At 34.7% G+C, this 20,495-nt stretch carries 12 protein-coding genes and 2 tRNA genes; 8 read left to right on the forward strand and 6 right to left on the reverse strand.

Features of this window, described 5'->3' with window-relative positions; genetic code table 11:
* Window positions 1-118: 118 nt before the first annotated feature.
* Window positions 119-1,462 carry a GTPase HflX gene (hflX, locus tag MCS_RS03115; RefSeq protein ID WP_004855602.1) on the reverse strand — a complete coding sequence of 448 codons (1,344 nt, stop codon included), beginning with the start codon at window positions 1,460-1,462 and terminating at the stop codon, window positions 119-121.
* 52 nt (window positions 1,463-1,514) lie between these two features.
* Window positions 1,515-1,754, reverse strand: coding sequence for an RNA chaperone Hfq (gene hfq / locus MCS_RS03120; RefSeq protein WP_011179303.1), 240 nt, complete (start codon window positions 1,752-1,754; stop codon window positions 1,515-1,517).
* A 763-nt stretch (window positions 1,755-2,517) separates the two neighbouring features.
* Here hfq and MCS_RS03125 point away from each other — a divergent pair.
* The 3 genes from MCS_RS03125 to mazG all read left to right on the forward strand — a co-directional run bounded on the left by MCS_RS03125 (window position 2,518) and on the right by mazG (window position 11,449).
* Window positions 2,518-7,089 carry a coiled-coil domain-containing protein gene (locus MCS_RS03125; protein ID WP_004855605.1) on the forward strand — a complete coding sequence of 1,524 codons (4,572 nt, stop codon included), beginning with the start codon at window positions 2,518-2,520 and terminating at the stop codon, window positions 7,087-7,089.
* Between the two features lie 743 nt (window positions 7,090-7,832).
* Window positions 7,833-10,181 carry an NADP-dependent malic enzyme gene (locus MCS_RS03130; RefSeq protein ID WP_004855606.1) on the forward strand — a complete coding sequence of 783 codons (2,349 nt, stop codon included), beginning with the start codon at window positions 7,833-7,835 and terminating at the stop codon, window positions 10,179-10,181.
* Window positions 10,182-10,618: 437 nt separating this feature from the next.
* Window positions 10,619-11,449, forward strand: a complete 831-nt coding sequence (gene mazG, locus MCS_RS03135) for a nucleoside triphosphate pyrophosphohydrolase (RefSeq protein ID WP_004855609.1) — start codon at window positions 10,619-10,621, stop codon at window positions 11,447-11,449.
* 57 nt (window positions 11,450-11,506) lie between these two features.
* Here the strand turns inward: mazG and MCS_RS03140 are convergent, their stop codons facing one another.
* On the reverse strand, window positions 11,507-11,884 hold the full coding sequence (locus MCS_RS03140; protein ID WP_004855611.1) for an iron-sulfur cluster assembly accessory protein: 378 nt from the start codon (window positions 11,882-11,884) through the stop codon (window positions 11,507-11,509).
* Between the two features lie 590 nt (window positions 11,885-12,474).
* Between MCS_RS03140 and MCS_RS03145 the strand changes: the two genes are divergently transcribed.
* Window positions 12,475-12,551, forward strand: a tRNA-Pro gene (locus MCS_RS03145).
* A gap of 417 nt (window positions 12,552-12,968) precedes the next feature.
* Here MCS_RS03145 and MCS_RS03150 read toward each other — a convergent pair.
* Entirely contained in the window at window positions 12,969-13,433 is a 465-nt protein-coding gene (locus MCS_RS03150; RefSeq protein WP_035452065.1) for an Hsp20 family protein, read from the reverse strand.
* Window positions 13,434-13,718: 285 nt separating this feature from the next.
* Between MCS_RS03150 and MCS_RS03155 the strand changes: the two genes are divergently transcribed.
* From MCS_RS03155 to MCS_RS03170, 4 genes are all read left to right on the forward strand, one after another.
* Window positions 13,719-14,657 (forward strand): serine aminopeptidase domain-containing protein, encoded by a 939-nt coding sequence (locus MCS_RS03155; RefSeq protein ID WP_004855615.1) that lies wholly within the window; start codon window positions 13,719-13,721, stop codon window positions 14,655-14,657.
* Window positions 14,658-15,426: 769 nt separating this feature from the next.
* Window positions 15,427-15,789, forward strand: coding sequence for a cell cycle two-component system response regulator CpdR (gene cpdR / locus MCS_RS03160; protein WP_004855616.1), 363 nt, complete (start codon window positions 15,427-15,429; stop codon window positions 15,787-15,789).
* Window positions 15,790-15,889: 100 nt separating this feature from the next.
* A tRNA-Val gene (locus MCS_RS03165) sits at window positions 15,890-15,964 on the forward strand.
* Window positions 15,965-16,170: 206 nt separating this feature from the next.
* A complete protein-coding gene (locus MCS_RS03170) occupies window positions 16,171-16,368 on the forward strand; it encodes a hypothetical protein (protein ID WP_004855617.1) in 198 nt (65 codons plus the stop codon).
* Window positions 16,369-16,584: 216 nt separating this feature from the next.
* Here the strand turns inward: MCS_RS03170 and ppx are convergent, their stop codons facing one another.
* Both ppx and MCS_RS03180 read right to left on the reverse strand, forming a co-directional pair.
* Window positions 16,585-18,096 carry an exopolyphosphatase gene (gene ppx / locus MCS_RS03175; RefSeq protein ID WP_004855620.1) on the reverse strand — a complete coding sequence of 504 codons (1,512 nt, stop codon included), beginning with the start codon at window positions 18,094-18,096 and terminating at the stop codon, window positions 16,585-16,587.
* A gap of 6 nt (window positions 18,097-18,102) precedes the next feature.
* The gene (locus tag MCS_RS03180) at window positions 18,103-20,283 is read right to left on the reverse strand and encodes an RNA degradosome polyphosphate kinase (protein WP_004855622.1); all 2,181 of its coding nucleotides are present in this window, start codon (window positions 20,281-20,283) and stop codon (window positions 18,103-18,105) included.
* Between the last annotated feature and the right edge of the window lie 212 nt (window positions 20,284-20,495).

Consider the following 20,495-nt stretch of genomic DNA (forward strand, 5'->3'; position numbering starts at 1 on the left):
CTTCATATTTTTCTATTAAGAGAAAGTAGTAACTATCCTCTTAACTTGATATGATATTATTATGAGAGAGAAAAAACTTAAAATTTCAAAAATATTTAAGCGGTATCTCAAAAAAATTTTAACGCATATTTTGTTTAAGCTGATCTAATTGTTTTCTTGCTTCTAAAGTAAGCACAGCTTTAATAGTAACAGAACCATCATCATGTCCTTCCTGCACGATCTCACCAGCATTTTCATAAAACCAATCGATAAGCGGCATTTCATGAGGACTTAATAAACATGCAATGCTTTGCATTTCTCCAAAGATTCGCTTTTCAATGACTGTTAACAATTGTGACAATCCCTCACCGGTAAGTGCTGATACCATTACGGTAGAATTTAACCGTGTTTTTGCGTTTATCTGCAAAGCGTTTAATACATGCTCATCCAATAAATCAATCTTATTCCAAACTTCTATGATATGCTCCGCATCATCAATATCAATACCAAGACTTGAGAGTACTTCTAAAACATCTTGGCCATGTGCGCGATGATCAAAATCTGACATATCTCTTACATGAAGAATAAGATCAGCTTCGATCACTTCTTCAAGGGTTGCTCTAAAAGCTGCAATCAAATTTGTTGGTAAATTAGAAATGAAACCTACAGTATCAGATAAAAGAATAGCTTTTCCATGGGGAAGAACAACTTTACGCAAAGTTGGATCAAGTGTTGCAAACAACATATCCTTTGCTAATCCATCTGCACCACTTAAACGATTAAAAAGCGTTGATTTCCCTGCGTTAGTATACCCTACTAAAGCAACAACAGGATAAGATGATTTTTTTCTTTTAGCTCTATGAAGAGCACGTGTTTTAACAACTGTTGCCAATTCGCGGCGAATCCGAACGATTTTCTCTTGCAAAAGTCGTCTGTCTGCTTCAATCTGAGTTTCACCAGGTCCCCCTAAAAAACCACGGCCACCGCGTTGTCTTTCTAAGTGTGTCCAACTGCGGACAAGTCTACTTTTTTGATAAGACAAATGCGCCAATTCAACTTGTAAAACTCCTTCTTTGGTTCGCGCACGATCCCCAAAAATTTCAAGAATTAAAGCCGTTCTATCAATAACTTTGCAATTCCATAATTTTTCTAAATTACGTTGTTGTACTGGTGTTAAAAAATGATCTACAATTGCAAGCTCGATATGATACTCATTGATATAATTGGCAAGCGCATCTACTTTACCCTTCCCAAATAAAGTGGCAGGGCGCGGCGCAGAAATATTGATCGCTTCATAATGGACAACGTTTAACCCTATAGCATGCGCCAACCCTAATGCTTCTTTTACCCGAGAAGACACTGAACATTCACGCAAAACATTTTCATTTGTATTTTTTTGGAAAATGGGCACTAAAACAACAGCGTGCACCTGTTTTTCAACCTGCGAAAAAAGCCCCTCTAATCTCTCATTTTCATTTATCATGGCAGTGTAAAACTTTTAAATGGAATAAGAGGTCTATAAAAAACTGACTCGTTTATTCAGAACTTTCACCTTCAAACATCTGTACAGGCTGTCCAGGCATAATTGTGGAAATAGCATGCTTATAAACCAATTGCGCATGTCCATCACGGCGCAAAAGGACACAGAAATTATCAAATGATGTTACAATACCTGTCAATTTAACACCATTTACAAGAAAAATTGTAAGAGAAATTTTTTGCTTGCGAACTGTATTTAAAAATACATCCTGCAGGTGTTGTGATCGTTCTGCCATTATTCTTACGCCTTCATCTCGAATTGCATAAAATATTCGTGCACGCATAACGACTGAAAAATATCCAATTGTCAACGTAGCCACTTCAAAATTTAGCAAAATACTTCCTTATATCGAAAAAAATGTCTCTTTAAGACAATGACCTCCAAAATTCGGAAGTATTTTATCAATTATAGCACTTTTTTTGCCAACTTGAGAAGCGACCATAAAAACACGAAATTCTCTAACATTTTGTTTCCACACATTCTTATTAAAATCTGACTTTTATCTCATACTGATACTGAAAATGCTGCTTGTACATTCATTTCTAATCATGTGCATTTTAAGAAAATATAAGAACCAATTTCTCTTATTAAAAATTAAAAGAAATTGACAAACAATATAATGCATTATCAATTTGTTATGAATAAGAAATTTGAAGCGATACATGCACAAATCTATCCATACATAGTAGAGATTTCTTAAAAACACTGGGCATAACTGCCATTAAATTACCTTTAATATTAATTAATAAAGCGCATAATTTTACAGATACGTTAAAGTTATGAACAGTCTTTTCATTCTTAAAAAAATCAAATATTGCATTGTTTTTATTTTATTTTTTATCATTTTTAATTACGAAACAAATGCTGCGTTAACTTTATTTTGCAAGTTTTCAAAATTTTATCCTGAGCATATTCCTTTCTAAATAATTAACAGCTAGTATATGTAAATATCTGGAGGAGGACGTATCCCTTTTCTATCTGTAGAGTACGAGGTGAGTATGGCACGCAGAACCAAGTTACAAACATTTGAAGTTGAAGTTGAAGAAGCTCTCACAAAAGCTATGAACTTTGATTTTGATAATATGGCAATTGAAACGATATCACCCGATAATTCCGAGAATGTCGTTAATGTGGATGATTTAATTCAGAAGATTGCAAAAGCAGAAGAAGAAATTTTCGCTGAAAATGGAACTTCAACTCTTACCTCGGATATTCACGAGAGCGCTGTTGTTGATGAATCCGTTGTTGAACAGCTCTTTGCCTCTAAACCTGCACATGACCTTTCGGGAGGAACTGTTCATAGTACATTGTTATCTACGCAACTTCTTCCTGCTAATGATGACACAACAATTCCTTCAAATTTTGAAGTTTTAAAACAAAACTCTATCTCTCGAATCTATTGGAGCACAACAGCACTCAGCGCTCTGTGGGCGACAGGAGGTGTTTTTATTGCACATAAGTTAGCTCCTGCTGGGTTAAGTTCTTTATCGAATATTACCGCCTTCATTACATCCCCAACAGGACTTGCTGTAGCGGCAGGAACAGCAATCCCTATCTTAATGTCTTGGGGATTTGCTCAATTAACAAAACGTTCAAATGAATTGCGCAATATTGCTGTTCTTATGACAAATGCTGCACACCGCCTCAATGAGCCACAGCAAATATCTGAAAAACAAGCTATCGCTATAGGACAAACTATTCGTGAAGAAGTAGCTGCAATGAATGAGGGAATTGAACGTACCCTTGGACGCGCGGTTGAACTCGAAGCTATCATACAAGGCGAAGTGCACAATCTAGAACAAGCCTATGCTGAAAATGAATCGCGCATTCATACATTAATCAAAGAATTGAGCAATGAACGTATTGCTATTTTGAATCATGCTGATCGCGTACAATCAACAATTAAAGGAACACAGGAACAACTTAATGATGAATTTGGCTTAGTAACATCTAAAATTGTCACAAACGTTGAAAAACTGGTGCAAACTCTTTCTCAAACCTTACAAAAACAAGGAGAAGATCTTGTTGCAAAACTTTCCTATGCAGGCGATGGCGTAACAAATCAGCTTGTTGAAAAATTTAATGAAACGACAACACAGATTCAGCAAAAAAATACGGAATTCTTTCAAGAATTAGAACAAAGTTTTGATGGTTTCTCAGAACGTTTTGACAATAATGAAAAGCAAATAGAAAAAATATTTAATGAAACAGCTGCTAAAGCTGAAATGCATATTGCTAATATTGTAACGAATATACAAACGGCAACAGACCAGACTTTATACAGTGTTGACAAGAAATTCAAAACACTGAATGAATCCATTATTGATCACAATAACCAATCTCTACAAAATTTTGATGAAAAAATCATGCTCCTCGATGAGCAAGCATACAAACTCTCTTCCAAATTTGATAACATCACTTCAGAAGCGATTGGAGCCTTTGAAAATCGTTTAGAAACGGTTAATTCTTCTCTTAAAAAACAGAGTGATTCTATTATTGAATCCTTTATTGCACGCAACCAAACCCTAGAAGATAATGCTGAAAGACTTGGTGTTTTTTTAGAGTCCCATGTTGCGCAAATCAATGCAAATCTCCAAGAAAGAACAAATGATATTACTGATGTATTCACAAATGGACATGACACTATTCTCTCTGCAATTGACAAAAGCAAAGAAAAGCTGAGGGAAGAAATTCAACATGTTGATAATGCGATTGTTGATATCATACAAGAACGTTCACAAGATTTTAAACTACAGCTTTCTGACCAAACAGCTATAATAGCAGATATGCTCGATAGCGAAAAAAATAAAATCGTTGATACATTAAAAGATCAGATTGATATCTTAGCTGAAAATACTTCAAATATTGAAAAAGTTTTAATTGATAATGTTCAAATTATTGATCAACATACTGAAAATCATCTTGCAAATATTGTTCAATGCACAGAAAAACTACAAGAAGTTATCGTAGATAGCTGCAATACAACGAAAGATGCTTTGGAAGCGCAAGCTAGAAATATTGATATACGTGCTGATGCTTTACGTGACTCTTTGGCTATTAATAGTTTTTCTCTTAATGAAGTTCTTGCAGATCAAGCACGCACTCTCGAACAACGGATGGAAATACTCCATAATCTTATCGCAGAAAGTGATATACGCGTTGATGTAGCTTTGAAACAACAGATAGACTTAGTTGAGAATGCAATTGTTGCCAATAACAAAAACATTACCGAAACCGTTCAAGGGCACATCAAAAACCTCGAAGGTCATACCGAAATTTTAAAGAATACCCTCTCTCAATCTAGCGGTACATTGTTTGAAGCTATTGAAACACGCATAGAATCGTTCGATGAAAATTTGCAGATTCGTACACATAAGATTTTTGAACGCGCGACTACATTAGAGGAAACATTGTCTGAAAAGTTTGGTCAAGTATGTGAAACTATAGAGAAGAAAACATCTACCCTTGAAGAACATTCTGATACTTTAAAAACATCTCTAATCCTCAATAATGAACAAAGTAAAGCGGTTCAAGAAGCGCTGGAAACAAGTGTTGGTAATATACGCATAACATTAGAGGATTCCGTTAACACAGTCACAGAAAACTTGCATAATAAAATTACAAAAGCCTCTGATATCCTTTCTTCTACGAGTGAACAAATACTCTCCTCTGTTGCTAATGTTACCGTAAAAGCAGAAAATATTCTCTTGGAATCTGGTAATCGTATTATATCAAACGTCAAACAAACAGTTTATGATACCAGTGAAAAAGTTCTCTCTGCTTTATCTGAGCAAACAGCACATACTATGGAAGCTTTTACAACAGCTACTCATAATGCACAAGAATTGATGACTGAGACACTTCAGACTTCAACAACAGCCATTGAGCAAGTTCTTAGCGAGCGCTGTAATGTCCTTCATCACTCCATGCAGAATCTTAAAAATAATCTAGGATATCAACTGTCTGATGTCGCTAGTCGTTTAGAGGAAGCAAAAAATCAAACAGCCACTCAAATTTCAGGACATGTTGGAAAAATCACAGAGTTAACAAATCATTTAAATCAAGCAGCGCAAAATACAACTGAGTCAATTGGTTGTTTAACGCAGCATATTAGTGAGCAACTCTCTCTTTCAACACAAGATGCTGAACAAAGAATTTATGCTCACAGTGAATCTTTAGTCAATAGCTTAGCGCAAACCAATTCTGAAACTCTTCAAACAGTGACAGCTATAAAGGAAGATCTTGTCAATAATATCTCATATGTCCTTAAAGAGTTGAATCAATCTGTTTATAATATCCAAGAAAATAGTACTGTATTATTATCAGCAGTCCAAAATATTGACGATCAGTTTAATGAAACTGCAAATAATTTCTTTCGCAATACGCATCAAGTAACAGAGCAATTATCAGCCTCAAATCAAGTATTCAATAACAATGTGGAAGTCTTGCAAGGAATTTCACAAAATACATTTGAGCAAATGAATCATATAACAAACAGTTTCAGTGCACATGCTGAAACGCTTTCTAAAACCATTCGTGTTATTGAACAATCTGAAAATTCACTTACGACAACACTTGAGGAAAAACACAACACACTCTCTACATTAAGCAATGCTCTCATTTCAAAATCTCATGAAATCAATCAATTAATTGAACATTATGAAAATGTTCTCAGTTCAGCATTTGAACGCACTGATGAAAATACACGGACTTCCACACATACACTCCAACAATCTCTTAATCAGCTTGTTAATGAAGCTTCAACACGTTTTTCAGGAGCAGCAGAAAATATACGCCGCTCTGCTGATGAAATTCGTTCAGAACTGTTAAAAATTGATAATGATATTAATGAAAGTGTTCAAAAACTGCCAGAAAAGACAAAAGAAACAACGCAAACAATCCGGGCTGCTTTGAATGAACAAATTACAGCATTAAAAGATTTAGCAAATGTTATACAAAACAGTGATCAAAGGAATAAAAAAGAGCAGTTAATACCTAAAACTTCTATGTCAACGACATTATCAGCACTTGATAAAAAAACTAATATTTTCCCTGAAGTCATTAAGAAGATAGTACCGCCTAAACCTATTTTGCAACAAGATCAAAGTAAAAAAAGGCAAGATAAATGGGTATCAAATCTTTTAGAAAGAGCTTCTCGTGAAGAGGACTTTTATGAAGAAACGGCTGACGATGCTATTTTTTCACCAATACAAACGAAAACACGTCCTGAAAATGGATCACTTCATTCGTTAGCCACTGGTATACTCCGTGCCATCAACCATAATGCTGTTGTTGAGCTATGGGATCATTATCGACGTGGACAAAAAAACATCGTAACAGAGCGCCTTTATACATCAAATGGAAAAATAATATTTGAAACAATAAAGAAAAAATACATGAATGATATTGATTTTAAACGTTCAGTTAATCAGTATATTTTGGATTTTGAAAAACTATTACGTGATGTATCTCGTAGTGCTGGTACTTCTAACTCCGTTCGGAAATATTTAATATCAGATACTGGAAAAGTCTATACCATGCTTGCTCATGCAAGTGGGCGTATTCAATAAGCAATAAAAGTGGAAAATTAATTTTTCCACTTTTTCTTTTTTAGGTGCGTTCATTGTTCATTATCATATAATCTGTTGGCTTAAACTGTAAGCATTGTGCATAAAAATTTAAACAAATAATAAGCTTTGAAAACTTTATGATATTTTAGCAAAAATTATATTTTAATATTATTATCACTTACAAAGAAATGTAGCATCCCCCTATTAGAATAAGCTCCATTACCTTCTGCTTACTCCGCTTTATTTCTTTTATACAAGATATTAAAATAGCCAACTCTCATTTACAAAAAGCTCAATCATAGATTGTCCAACATTCAAATCCTCGTTTATTAAAACATACATTAAATTTTTCTATATATGCTCACTGCTCATTTTCTTCTGCATTAAAGATTTTTTATTCATATATTTTACAAAATTGAATAAACTTCTAATTTTAAAAAAAATCATTTTTATCTCTTGCATTATACTTATAACAAAGAGGCCAAATGAGTAAAAAACTGTTCTTTTCCTATCCTGTTTCTCAAGCATTGCAAAAAAAATAACTGCTTGGTAATGTGATAGCCGGTAATTATTATGAGATTTTTTTAATCTGATTAATTTCCGCAGTTTTTACTAAAGAGAAAAAAATAATTGTGCTAATGTCAATAAACTTATTAATGAGAAAAATGAAGGTCTCTTAGTGTACAAGATCTTATCGTAGATACTCACCCCTATCAATATACACTAACCTGGAAATCGCAAAAATGTCTACAGAACAAAATAGTGATCTCAGTTCACAAAAAGCTGAACTTGATAGCGCTGCACTTTTTTATCACAAACACCCAAAACCTGGAAAATTAGAAATCCAAGCGACAACACCTCTAGACAACCAGCGTGATCTAGCTCTTGCTTATTCTCCAGGGGTTGCTGCTCCATGTCTTGCAATTCATAAAGATCCAAATCTTGCAGCTCAATATACTTCCCGCGCTAATTTAGTTGCGGTTATATCAAATGGAACTGCTGTTCTTGGATTAGGAAATATCGGTCCACTCGCTTCAAAACCGGTTATGGAAGGAAAAGCTGTTTTATTTAAGAAATTTGCGAATATTGATGTCTTTGACATTGAAATTAATGCACAAAATATTGACCAAATGGTGCAAACAATTTCTTCTTTAGAACCTACATTTGGTGGTATTAATCTCGAAGATATTAAGGCTCCTGAATGTTTTGAAATTGAGGAAAAGCTTCGTGCAAAAATGAATATTCCAGTTTTCCATGATGACCAACATGGAACTGCCATTATTGTTTCTGCTGCTGTATTAAATGCTTTAAATCTTGCTGGAAAAAAAATTGAAACTGTAAAAATTGTCACTTCAGGTGCAGGTGCTGCAGCTCTAGCTTGTATTAACCTTTTGATTTGCCTTGGAGCAAAAGTTGAAAATATTTGGCTTAGCGACTTAGAAGGAGTCGTTTATGAAGGTCGCAAAACACTTATGGATCGTTGGAAAGTCAAGTATGCACAAAAAACTGATGCTCGGACTTTATCTGAAATTATTAACGGTGCTGATATTTTTTTAGGAGTTTCAGCAGCTGGTGTTTTAAAACCTGAGTATTTAAAAAGAATGGCTCCAAATCCATTAATTTTAGCACTCGCTAATCCAACACCAGAAATTATGCCAGAAGAAGCACGTTCCGTGCGAACAGATGCAATGATATGTACAGGGCGCTCAGATTACCCCAATCAGGTTAATAATGTGCTTTGTTTTCCTTATATTTTTCGAGGAGCTTTAGACGTCAGCGCGACTGCAATCAATGAAGAAATGAAAATGGCTGCGGTCCATGCTATTGCAACCCTCGCCCGTGAAGAATCTTCCGATATTGCAGCACGGGCATACTCAAAGATTCCTCCTAGTTTTGGACCAGACTATTTAATTCCCTCTCCATTTGATCCGCGCTTAATACTGCGTATTGCTCCTGCCGTTGCTAAAGCAGCAATGGAAACAGGCGTAGCAATTCGACCAATTGAAGATATGGAAGCTTATCGTGACACCCTTAATCGCTTTGTATTCCGTTCTGGCTTAACAATGAAACCTGTTTTTGCAGAAGCAAAGGCAGCAAGACGCAAAAGGGTAATTTATGCTAATGGTGAAGATGAACGAATTCTTCGTGCTGCTCAAGTTGTTATTGAAGAACAAACTGCAATTCCTCTCCTCATCGGTCGCCCGCATGTGGTGAAAATGAGATTAGAACGTTTCGGTTTAAAAATTCGTCCCGGCGTAGATTTTGAACTTACGAATCCAGAAAATGATCCACGTTTTCGTGATTATGTTAATTTATTTTTCCATTATACAGGAAGACGTGGTGTTTCACCCGAAGCCGCGAAAACTATTGTGAGAACATCAACAACAGCTATTGCTGCTCTTGCCGTAATGCGCGGAGAAGCAGATGCAATGATTTGTGGTTTGGAAGGGCGTTTTGCGCGCCATCTTGAATTGATTGAACAAATTATAGGACTTGATCCAAATATTAGTCGTTTTTCCGCTATAAGTTTGCTTATCTCTCAAAATAGAACTCTTTTTCTAACAGATACTTATGTCAATGAAGATCCTTCTGCAGAAGAAATAGCAGAAATGACAGTACTGGCTGCTCAAGAAATTGAAGCATTCGGAATAACACCAAAAGCAGCATTATTATCACACTCAAACTTTGGCTCAAAAAATACAGAAAGTGCGCGTAAGATGCGACGTGCAACAGAAATTCTTTCTCAGTTATATCCTGATTTAGAAGCTGATGGCGAAATGCATGGTGATGCTGCGCTTTCTAAAGTTTTTCGTGATCGTGTTTTTCCTGATTCCCGTCTTAAAAGCGAAGCTAATTTGCTTGTTTTTCCAACACTTGATGCTGCTAATATAACGCTTAATACCGTTAAAAGTCTAACAAATGCTCTTCATGTCGGCCCTATTTTGATCGGCGCTGCACGTCCCGCACATATATTAACGCCCTCAGTCACTTCACGAGGCATCGTTAATATGACAGCTCTTGCGGTCCTTGAGGCAAATAGAACAAAACTTACGAACAAGATAACAAAAAAAAATGAGCTTACAGCTATATAATTGGTGCAGAGTGTTTTTTATAAGAGCAAGGTATAAGAACATATATATTAATAGAAAGAGCTTATCATGTATAAAATGAGGATAAATTTGTTTTAGCCATTTCAGTTACTTTCATTCATTTAAAAAGCAAAAAATAAAATTTCTGTCTTATTGGTTAAAAGTTTTATTGGAACATTTGTTCGGCAATGGTGATTGTGTCATTCATCCTGCATACTTGTAACTTGTATTTATTTGCCTATAGGGCAGCATTTCTTAAAATTATATGAACATATAAAGTTTCAACATAACGAAAAACTAAATCAACATAGTGATTCCCTTTAAAAAGATCCGCAGATATTGTTGAAATTTTTGTATGATAAGACCTTGGATAACAAATAATGATTACATCAATGTCAGAATAGCTAATCTAGCCATATGATTTATAAAGGAAATCACAAGTGTTTGCATCAAAAGATATCAATAATCTTCTTACAATTATTGTAGCATTACGAAATCGTGATAGCGGTTGTGCTTGGCATATAAAGCAAACATCTGAATCCATCATACCTTATATACTCGAAGAGGTTTATGAGGTTATCGATGCTCTTGAGCGAAAAAATCAAATGGATCTTTGTAATGAACTCGGTGATCTTCTTTTACAAATAGCCTACCATGCTACGATTGCTGAAGAAAAAGGCAGCTTTACTTTTGAAGATATTGTTTATGCTATTACTGATAAAATGATTCGTCGCCATCCTCACATATTTGGAAATACAAAGCAAAAAAAGCTTGGTTCTGTGGAAGAAGAATGGGAACGCATAAAAAAAACAGAACAGGATGAACAAAAAGAACTGTGCAAAGAAGTAAGATTATCCACCCCTCCTATAACAAGCATCCTTGCAAAAGTGAAACAAATCCAACCAGCAGATCAAGAGGCACTCGCTTTACAAAAAACAGCTGCTAAAGTAGGTTTTGATTGGGATGAAAGCCATAAAGTTTTAGCAAAAATAGAAGAAGAGCTCGATGAACTTAAAGACGCAATCAAAAATAACAAAACTTCAGAAATAGAAGAAGAATTCGGCGATCTTTATTTTATCCTACTTAATCTTGCTCGTCACTTGAACATCGATTCACAAAAAGCATTAAAAAAAACAAATAAAAAATTTCGAAATCGTTTTACCTATATTGAAGAAAACCTATCCACTCACTCTAAAACATTCGCTGATACTTCCCTGAACGAAATGGAAAATCTTTGGAATAAAGCTAAAAATAGAGAACAAAAAACGTAAGCTCTCATCACCAAAAATTAAAGAACTTTCGATATACTCAATATAATTTTATCATGCTTAATTAGCTTTATGTATTTCATCTAACTGATTTTGCAAAGCAGGACGAAGTTCTACTGATTCACCACATCCACAAGCTGAAACTTGATTAGGATTTTTAAATACAAAACCGGAACGAAGTGTTGTCACTTCATAATCCACCTGCGTTCCTAATAAAAATAAAACCGCATCATGTGCTATAAAAACGCGAGCACCATTTACTTCAACAACATCCGCATTCGGCATCTCCTCTTTTACTAGAGTAATTGTATATTCCATCCCTGCGCAACCACCTTTTTTGATACCAATAAGAATACCACACGCGTCTTTTGCGTTCATAATAGCTTTAACACGATCCACAGCAGCTTCTGTCAAATTTATTACCGAAAAACGGCTCATTTTTTACTCTTTTCCTACTAAACAAACACTCTGAAACAGTCTCATCCACGATGATTTCATTTATCTGATATATTAAAAATAAAACAACAAAATATAAATTGAATTTTTTTTATCTTCTCTTCCCATGATAAAATCTTATATTTAACATATCGGATTTGTGATTGTGTAATCCTAGACTTTTCTTTTTGCGGTTTTTATCCTGTACAAAGACAAAATTTCTATTTCTAAAAAATCAAAAAAGAAAACATCTCAACGCCGCTCTCCCATTCTTATACTTAGAAAACCGCCTGCTTTTTCCAGATTCCAATGGATAAAATGCTGGAAAATTATCCACAATTTAGAAATATACAGAAAGCCTTATCTTATTATCTTCACAATCTACTTAAAATAACGGAATATATATAATAATTGTACACCCGCTATTATTAAGAGGCTATTGTTTAATTTCTTTATCTCAAATTAATAAGATAGAATAATGTGAAAAGCTTCATATTATTCTCGTAAACTCTCTTTAAAATGGAAAGAAAATTTTATATTTCATTTTTTCTCTTGCCTTTAAAGAGACAGTCGTTTAGTCGTTTTGCACAGTTCGGAGCGTAGCGCAGCTTGGTAGCGCACTTGACTGGGGGTCAAGGGGTCGTGGGTTCGAATCCCGCCGCTCCGACCATTCTACCCAAATTACCCAGTGTAGCTTTTTATAGTTTTTACTTGGCATGATAATATTAATAATTGTTTTAGATGAGAGTTTTGTGTTTATCGCCAGTATTTGGCAAACTATATGATATGTCCCCTCTCTTTCTTAGCCCGCTCACAAAATTACTATATACGCTTTACACCTTAATTCTCAATATCATTTTATCACTTTTCTGCTCTTGTATTAAGACGGCTGGTTCATAAGAGAATATATTATTAAGTTATCTCTTACATCAATTCTCTATACAACATCCCTCTGTGAAACTCAGATTAATATTTTGAACATCATCATTAAAAAGAATAACAAAAAAACACAAAACGCGAGAATTTTTCTCGCGTTACTTTGTTTTTTAAGAAATTTACATCGATTCTCTTCTCTCAGAATCTAAACTTATTTTTCATAACTGTTACCATTTTTTACAGTAGGCGGTGATGCCTGCACAACAATTTTTTTCGGTTTTAATTCAGCTGGTGTTTCCCTTTTGAGTTGAATATGAAGAAGCCCATCACCTAGCTCTGCTCCAATAACCTTAACATGATCAGCCAAATGAAAACGCCGTTCAAAAGCACGCGATGCAATTCCCCGGTAAAGAAACTCTCTTTCTTCATCATCTTTTTCAATTCTTCTTTCCCCTTTAACAATCAGCTGATTACAATGGGTTTCGATATCAATTTCACTTCGAGAAAAACCAGCGACAGCCATAGAAATCCTGTAGGAATCCTCAGTTAAACGCTCAATATTGTATGGTGGATAAGAAGAAACATCATCTGGTTGTGTTCTAGAATCAAACCAATTAAAAAGATGATCAAAACCTACTGTTGAACGATAAAATGGTGAAAAATCTACTTGACGCATAATATTGCCCTCCTTTAGAGCGACTAAAATTGACTCACAAAGTTCCCAAATAGCAAACTTGTTCATAAGCCAGCAGTCCCATCATGGCGACTACACTATTCATTTGGTAATAGTTCTTTCCTATTTCAACTCTTTTTTATTTTAATTATTAAACAAATACAGAAGCAATATAACTGTTTCTTAACTCTTCAGCATCATTACATGATTATATGAATATAAAATGCAAGTTCTTTGCTTTATCTTAGCTTGCGTCAAATTGTAAAAATACACCATAAAGGCTGTAAATTGGAAACACCTCTTTATCCCACAAATCGGGATTTTCCTCCTCCTAATATTCATAATGGCTATCTTAAAATAGCTACTGATCGCAAAATTCGTTTTGCAATAACACATCCTGAAATAGAAAAAGCTGAGGGAACAATCGTTATCCTTGAAAGCTATGCAAATGCTCTAGAAGAATATTTTTCATCAATGAATGAAATTTCTAACCGCGGTTTTTCCACAGCAATATTTGACTGGTTTGATCGAAAAGACTCTCAACCCAATAAACACAAACAGAGTCGACATAATTATTTTGATATTAACAATGATCTTCATGACTTAGATAAATTTCTTAAAAATGTTGTGTATCCTAATTGTCCACCACCTTACTATATGCTCACCTATGGTATAGGTGGGATTATTGCGCTTAGTGGATTGGATATCATTAACCACAACTTTAATAGACTCCTCTGCATTTCTCCTCCTTTTGCTCCATTCGGAAATAAAACAAATGGCTTTCAACATAAATTTACACAACTCCTTTCTGATATAGGTTTTGGTTTTTTACCAGCTAAAGGTGGAAAAAAATTAAAACAACAAAAACAAAAAAATATGCAACTTTTACGTACACATAAAGCACTCCTACCTTCTGGTTTTACCATAAAAACTCCTACATCTCGATGGATGGCATCAACACTCAACGCAATCGATAACATGAAAAGAAACTTACTTAATGGACAATTGCAAATTCCAATACTGTTTATTCTGGCCAATCAAGATAATATTGCAAACAATATAGAAGTGCGGCAATTATGCCAACAAACGCACCTGACAAACAGTATTACAATCACGGGTGCTGAACTCGATACAATCATGTATGAAGAAAACTACCGAAAACAATTTTGGGCTGCATTTGATGCGTTTATTTCCAATGCTATTGTCCATAAAGTAAATATCTTATAAACGAAACCATAATTCATAAAAGACCTAACACATTCCAAAATAAAGTACACATATAATATTTATTTAATGCTAATCCCTTATATATAAAAAGTTGTTTGAAGAAACTTCATTCATAGCATTGAGAATTTCTGGGAACACTCACTTTATTTCTCAAATCAACCTATTATTTACAGCGTAAATTCAATTTAATAAATGTAGTGGAATTAGCCTCAATACAACATAACGTAACCATCTCAAGAAAATAAATAAACCATATCTATCCATGATAGATTACTTTAATTTTTAACATTATAGTACTGAAATATAATATTTTATTTAAAAAAATTCTCTAAACAAACTCATCACGCTTATAACACACATCTTATAAAACTACAAAAAAAACAGCTATAAAACTCTCCTCTTCCATATTGCTTTTCAAAAAAAGAAAATCAACATAAAAAAATTCTGATGTCCCATCATTGACAATCGAACATCTCCATAAATTATGCAACTAAGCTATAACCAAAATAAAGGAATTAAAAAAAGAATCGGAAATTAATTATGCTCAAAATAATTCACACATTTCTTCCTTATTTTAAGAACACATACATTATTTCAAATTTAACTAACTTACAACTAATATCCTGTATTCTTGACAAATGTGTAAGAATTAACCATTTTACCATTCATTCTAATTATAAGCGTTTTATCACTTTTTTATAAGTACTCTATATTGTAATAAATTAATGTGGCTAAAAAACTCTGACTAATGGGCAATTGGAACATAATCATGAAACGAATCCTGCTCGCAGAAGATGATAACGATATGCGTCGCTTTCTAGCAAAAGCTTTAGAACGTGCAGGCTATGAAGTCACCGATTTTGATAATGGTGCTAGCGCATATGAACGTTTACAAGAAGAACCATTTTCTCTTCTACTTACTGATATTGTGATGCCAGAAATGGATGGAATTGAATTAGCACGACGTGCTACTGAAATCGATCCTGATTTACGAGTAATGTTCATTACAGGCTTTGCAGCAGTTGCGCTCCATTCGAATAGCGATGCTCCTCCTGATGCAAAAGTGCTTTCCAAACCGTTTCACTTACGTGAATTAGTTAATGAAGTTGAAAAAATACTTATAGCTGCTTAGAAGGAGTATTTTTTTCAAGTTATTTATATCTTATTAAATAGAAAATTAAATTAAGCATTGACGTTTATCATTTTATATGGTGTATGCAGCGTCATTGAGTGGGCGTGTAGCTCAGCGGGAGAGCACTACGTTGACATCGTAGGGGTCACAGGTTCAATCCCTGTCACGCCCACCAGGTATTTTTTACTTATCCTATAACTTGCTGTATTTATACATATTTTTTACAATGAGGGATGCATGAATAAAGTTAAGGGAATAGGATTTTTTAACATTCCTCTACAACGGTAACATTTTTCTCTTTTTTTGCTTCGTCAATTATTTCTAATACTTGTTTGAATACTCTCAAATCCTCTTGTGAAAAAAGAGGAAAGTCTAACGAACATGTCAACAGCTTCACGACTCCATGAATTAGAAAGCTTGATTGTAAAACTCATGCGAGAAGTAGATGCTTCTCTTCTCGAAAGTCAGACTACTCGTTTATTTAAGACATATAGCTCAACAATTTTTTTCTATTCTACATGGAAGAATTTTTTTACAATCACAGAAGATAAAAATGCTATAAAGAGACTTTATTTTTAGCCATATATTATAAAAGACATTCAAAGTGATTAATACAGAATTTGTGTCGGATTATACCAAATGGTGTAAATATATAAGTAGACCTCCTGCATAATCTAAAGAATACAATTAAACTGCTAATGTAGTAAAATACTATTAAAAAACATGAGAATCCTACCATCACACAGACTATAAGCAACCCGTTCTTTATACTAACCTAGCCTAGTAAGAAAAAAATTAAAAAGTTTCAAAAGTAAGAGAGAGCTTTATTATTTTTGACAGTTTTTTCAACCGCCCCAAAGGACGTTCTCCTATTAAATCAGCATAACAGCTCGGAATCTGCAATGCTATATAATCCGTTTTTTTATGCCATGATAAATGAGGCAAAATTCCTGCAGTGGAAGCGCTAAAAAGGTTAGCAATACGCATAGTGCCACCAAGAATACGTGCTTTTTCAATTATGTCTCTGGTTGCTAACTGAAAAATGGGAGAAGTTTTCTCATCAATGAGCAAACCCTCATTGCGAAAAAAAACAGCCAGCGCAGCATAAATGCGCCCATTATGAGAAATTCCTGGATAAGATCCTAACGCTATCTGATTAGCTGCCTCATTCCCTCGATAATCTGGGTGTATACGCCAACCAATATCTGCAAGAAGACAAGCTGCTTTTCGATAACGACATTCATTTTCAGTTTCTAAAATTCCAAAAACTTCAAAAGCATTGGTGGTAAAATCAATAAGTTCTTCAGCTTGCTTTGGTGAACGTGCTCGTAAAACAGCCATTTCCATGCATGCAGCAATTAAAGGATCTGAGTTACGAACTTCTTGTGATAATAGTGAATAAAGAAAACCTTCACGGACTCCAGCACCAGAAAAAATTATTTTTTCAAACCGCAAAGACTGAATAAGTTCAATAAGAATAATCGCACCATAAGATAAAAGCTGACGACGGTTTTTTGAAATAGCTGAAATCCCTTTTATATTGTCAATACTACCACAGGCCACAAGATGTAAGAAATCCTTCATTTCAACTGCATCAACTTCATAACCATGCATAACAGGTAGCTGATAGTTTTTTGTTGCCATATGGAGTTTTGCCAGATTACGCCACGTCCCTCCCACAGCATAAAAACAACGCGCCATATCTTTACGAACAAACTCAGATTTACAAAGTTGTTCATGTACAATCTTTGCAGCAACAGAAATATTATTATTTGACATATATTGTAATCGTAAACCGCCTAAGGGCAGAGTTATCCCCTCACCGACGTCAGAATTAACAATATCAATAAGCTCAAGACTTCCACCACCAAGGTCACCAGAAATGCCCTTTGGCTGATAAAAAGTAGAAATAACTCCATATGCCGAATAAACAGCTTCTTCATTTCCCGAAAGAAGGTATATTTTATTTTGTAAGATGTTTTCAGCATCTTGAATAAATGCTAACCCGTTTTTTGCTTCTCGCGCTGCCGCTGTTGCTAAAGTATAAACCTCATCTGCTCCAATCTGTCGACAAAGCGCACAAAATCGTTTTAGCGTTTGCAGCGCCATTTTAATCGACTTTTCTTCTAAAAACCCAGTTTTTGCAACACCCTGACCAAGACCACAAAGGATTTTTTCATTAAATAAAACTGTTGGGGAACGAACAAGGCCTTCATAAATAACAAGCCTAACAGAATTTGAGCCAATATCTATAACAGCGACAGGTTTATGCCCTTTTAATCGACCCTGAGCATCAATATACGTCATTGGATTTCAGTCTTTATACATTTCAGCTTGCTGCCGATATAATGCAATTAAATGTGAAACAGAAGAATCAAAAGATTTTTCCAACCCTGAAAAACCTGCGTTATCCATAAAATACTCCTGCGCATTAAACGAACTTTCACTTCTTTGCGGCGTTATACGTTTTGATGTTCCATTATCGAGTATAATGAAGCTTTGTTGATTATCAATGATATTAGCCAACATTATTTGTAAAAGAATTTGTTGACGAACTGTTTTACTCAAAACTGGAACCAATATTTCAATACGATGATCAAGATTACGCGGCATCATATCAGCGGATCCCACATAAACAACAGCGTTTTCATTCGGCAAATTTCCACCATTACCAAAACAAAAAATGCGGCTATGTTCAAGAAAACGTCCAACTATTGATTTTGCACGAATATTATCTGAAATCCCTGGAATACCAGGACGCAAACAACATATGCCACGCACAACCAAATCGATCTGCACACCCGCTTGACTGGCGCGATATAAAGCATCAATAATTTCAGGATCAACTAATGCATTCATTTTCATCCAAATAGCAGCAAGATGCCCCTGTTGTGCATGAGCAATTTCTTCTTCAATATGTTTAAGAATACGCCTACGCAATGTTAATGGCGAAAATGCAATCTTCATTGTTTCATTTGGACGCGCATATTGAGCAATGTAATTGAACAGTAATGCAACATCATGCCCAATAGTATCATCAGCTGTAAAAAAAGAAAGATCGGTATAAACTTTAGCATTAACGGGATGATAATTTCCCGTTCCAAGATGAACATAAGAACGACAGCGTTCCCCTTCACGCCTTATAACAAGTGACATTTTAGCATGTGTTTTTAACGTAATAAAACCAAAAAAAACTTGAACACCCGCACGCTCAAGATCACGTGCCCAACGAATATTCGCCTCCTCATCAAAACGCGCTTTAAGTTCTACCAAAGCAGCCACCGACTTTCCTTGTTCAGCAGCATCAATTAAAGCGCGAACAATTGGACTATCATTTGATGTACGATAAAGAGTTTGTTTAATTTCAATAACATCAGGATCGCTAGCAGCCTGACGTAAAAATTGTACAACAACATCAAATGATTCATAAGGATGGTGAATAACAATATCATTTTCACGCATAGCCGCAAAACAATCTCCCTTATATTCACGAATACATCCAGGTAAACGTGGATGATATGGAATAAACTTTAGATCATCACGTGGAACAGAAAAGATTTCCGATACCATATTGAGCGCCAAAAAACCATCGAGAATACTTATACAATCACTAGGAACGGCAAGACGATTCGTTATGAATTGACGTAATTTTTTAGGAATTTTTGTGTCAAATTCAATACGAATAACGTGCCCACGACGACGTCTTTTAAGCGCAGTTTCAAAAAAGTGAACAAGATCTTCAGCTTCTTCTTCTACTTCAATATCACTATCACGAATGACCCTAAATGTCCCAATTTCCTCAACCTCATAACCAGGAAAAATATGATTTATAAAAAGATTAACCACATCTTCAGACGCAATAAAACGAAAACTATTTTCTTCTTGAGGAAGGAGAATAAAACGTCTCAAAGCTGAAGGAATCGGCAATAACACTGTGAGAGAGTGTTGATCAACACAACGTGACAATTGAAGGGCAAGAGAAAGTCCTAAATTAGGAATAAATGGAAAGGACTGAGTAGAATCAAAAGGTAAAGGTGTTAAAGTAGGAAAAACTGTCTCAAGAAAATATTTTTCTAACCATGATTTTTCAGCATCTGAAAGCTTATCGGAAGAAATAATTTCAATATTATTCCGTTTTAATTCGTGACATAAAACGTGCAATTCACGCAGTTGATTATTCTGCAAACGTGAAATTTCAGCTAAAACACAATCAAGTTGCTCCTGCGGTGTACGCCCATCCGCACTACGTACCGTAATACCAGAACGAATTTGAGCCGCAAGACCAGCAACACGAACCATAAAAAATTCATCAAGATTTGTTGCTGAAATGGAAAGAAATTGTAGCCGTTCCAATAAAGGATGTTTCGGATTAGCTGCTTCCATCAACACACGATTATTAAATTGTAGCCATGAAAATTCTCGGTTAATAAATCTTGCCGGATTTTTCATAGTTATATCTGATACAGAAATCTGATTTTCTACCGTCTGTTCCATATATTCTAGCTAATCTTCTTTTATATTTTCTCTCATATAGGTAAATATTGCATATAACGCTTTACGATATCTTACCAATAACTATAAATATCAATGAACAATCTTTCTCATAAGATTTACATTTGATATTTTAAAACCATTTCCATGAGCAAATTATCTTTAAAAGCACCTTGCATTATCATAAGCTTTATTACAAACTAACTCATACAAAA

It is taken from the genome of Bartonella doshiae NCTC 12862 = ATCC 700133 (assembly GCF_000278155.1).
GTDB lineage: Bacteria > Pseudomonadota > Alphaproteobacteria > Rhizobiales > Rhizobiaceae > Bartonella > Bartonella doshiae.

What these genes read in the sequence shown, in the direction of transcription:
- MCS_RS03170 (WP_004855617.1), top strand. Translation starts at nt 16,171, where the DNA reads ATGTCAACAGCTTCACGACTCCATGAATTAGAAAGCTTGATTGTAAAA.
- MCS_RS03150 (WP_035452065.1), bottom strand. Translation starts at nt 13,433, where the DNA reads ATGCGTCAAGTAGATTTTTCACCATTTTATCGTTCAACAGTAGGTTTT.
- ppx (WP_004855620.1), bottom strand. Translation starts at nt 18,096, where the DNA reads ATGACGTATATTGATGCTCAGGGTCGATTAAAAGGGCATAAACCTGTC.
- cpdR (WP_004855616.1), top strand. Translation starts at nt 15,427, where the DNA reads ATGAAACGAATCCTGCTCGCAGAAGATGATAACGATATGCGTCGCTTT.
- hfq (WP_011179303.1), bottom strand. Translation starts at nt 1,754, where the DNA reads ATGGCAGAACGATCACAACACCTGCAGGATGTATTTTTAAATACAGTT.
- MCS_RS03180 (WP_004855622.1), bottom strand. Translation starts at nt 20,283, where the DNA reads ATGGAACAGACGGTAGAAAATCAGATTTCTGTATCAGATATAACTATG.
- MCS_RS03130 (WP_004855606.1), top strand. Translation starts at nt 7,833, where the DNA reads ATGTCTACAGAACAAAATAGTGATCTCAGTTCACAAAAAGCTGAACTT.
- hflX (WP_004855602.1), bottom strand. Translation starts at nt 1,462, where the DNA reads ATGATAAATGAAAATGAGAGATTAGAGGGGCTTTTTTCGCAGGTTGAA.
- MCS_RS03140 (WP_004855611.1), bottom strand. Translation starts at nt 11,884, where the DNA reads ATGAGCCGTTTTTCGGTAATAAATTTGACAGAAGCTGCTGTGGATCGT.
- MCS_RS03125 (WP_004855605.1), top strand. Translation starts at nt 2,518, where the DNA reads ATGGCACGCAGAACCAAGTTACAAACATTTGAAGTTGAAGTTGAAGAA.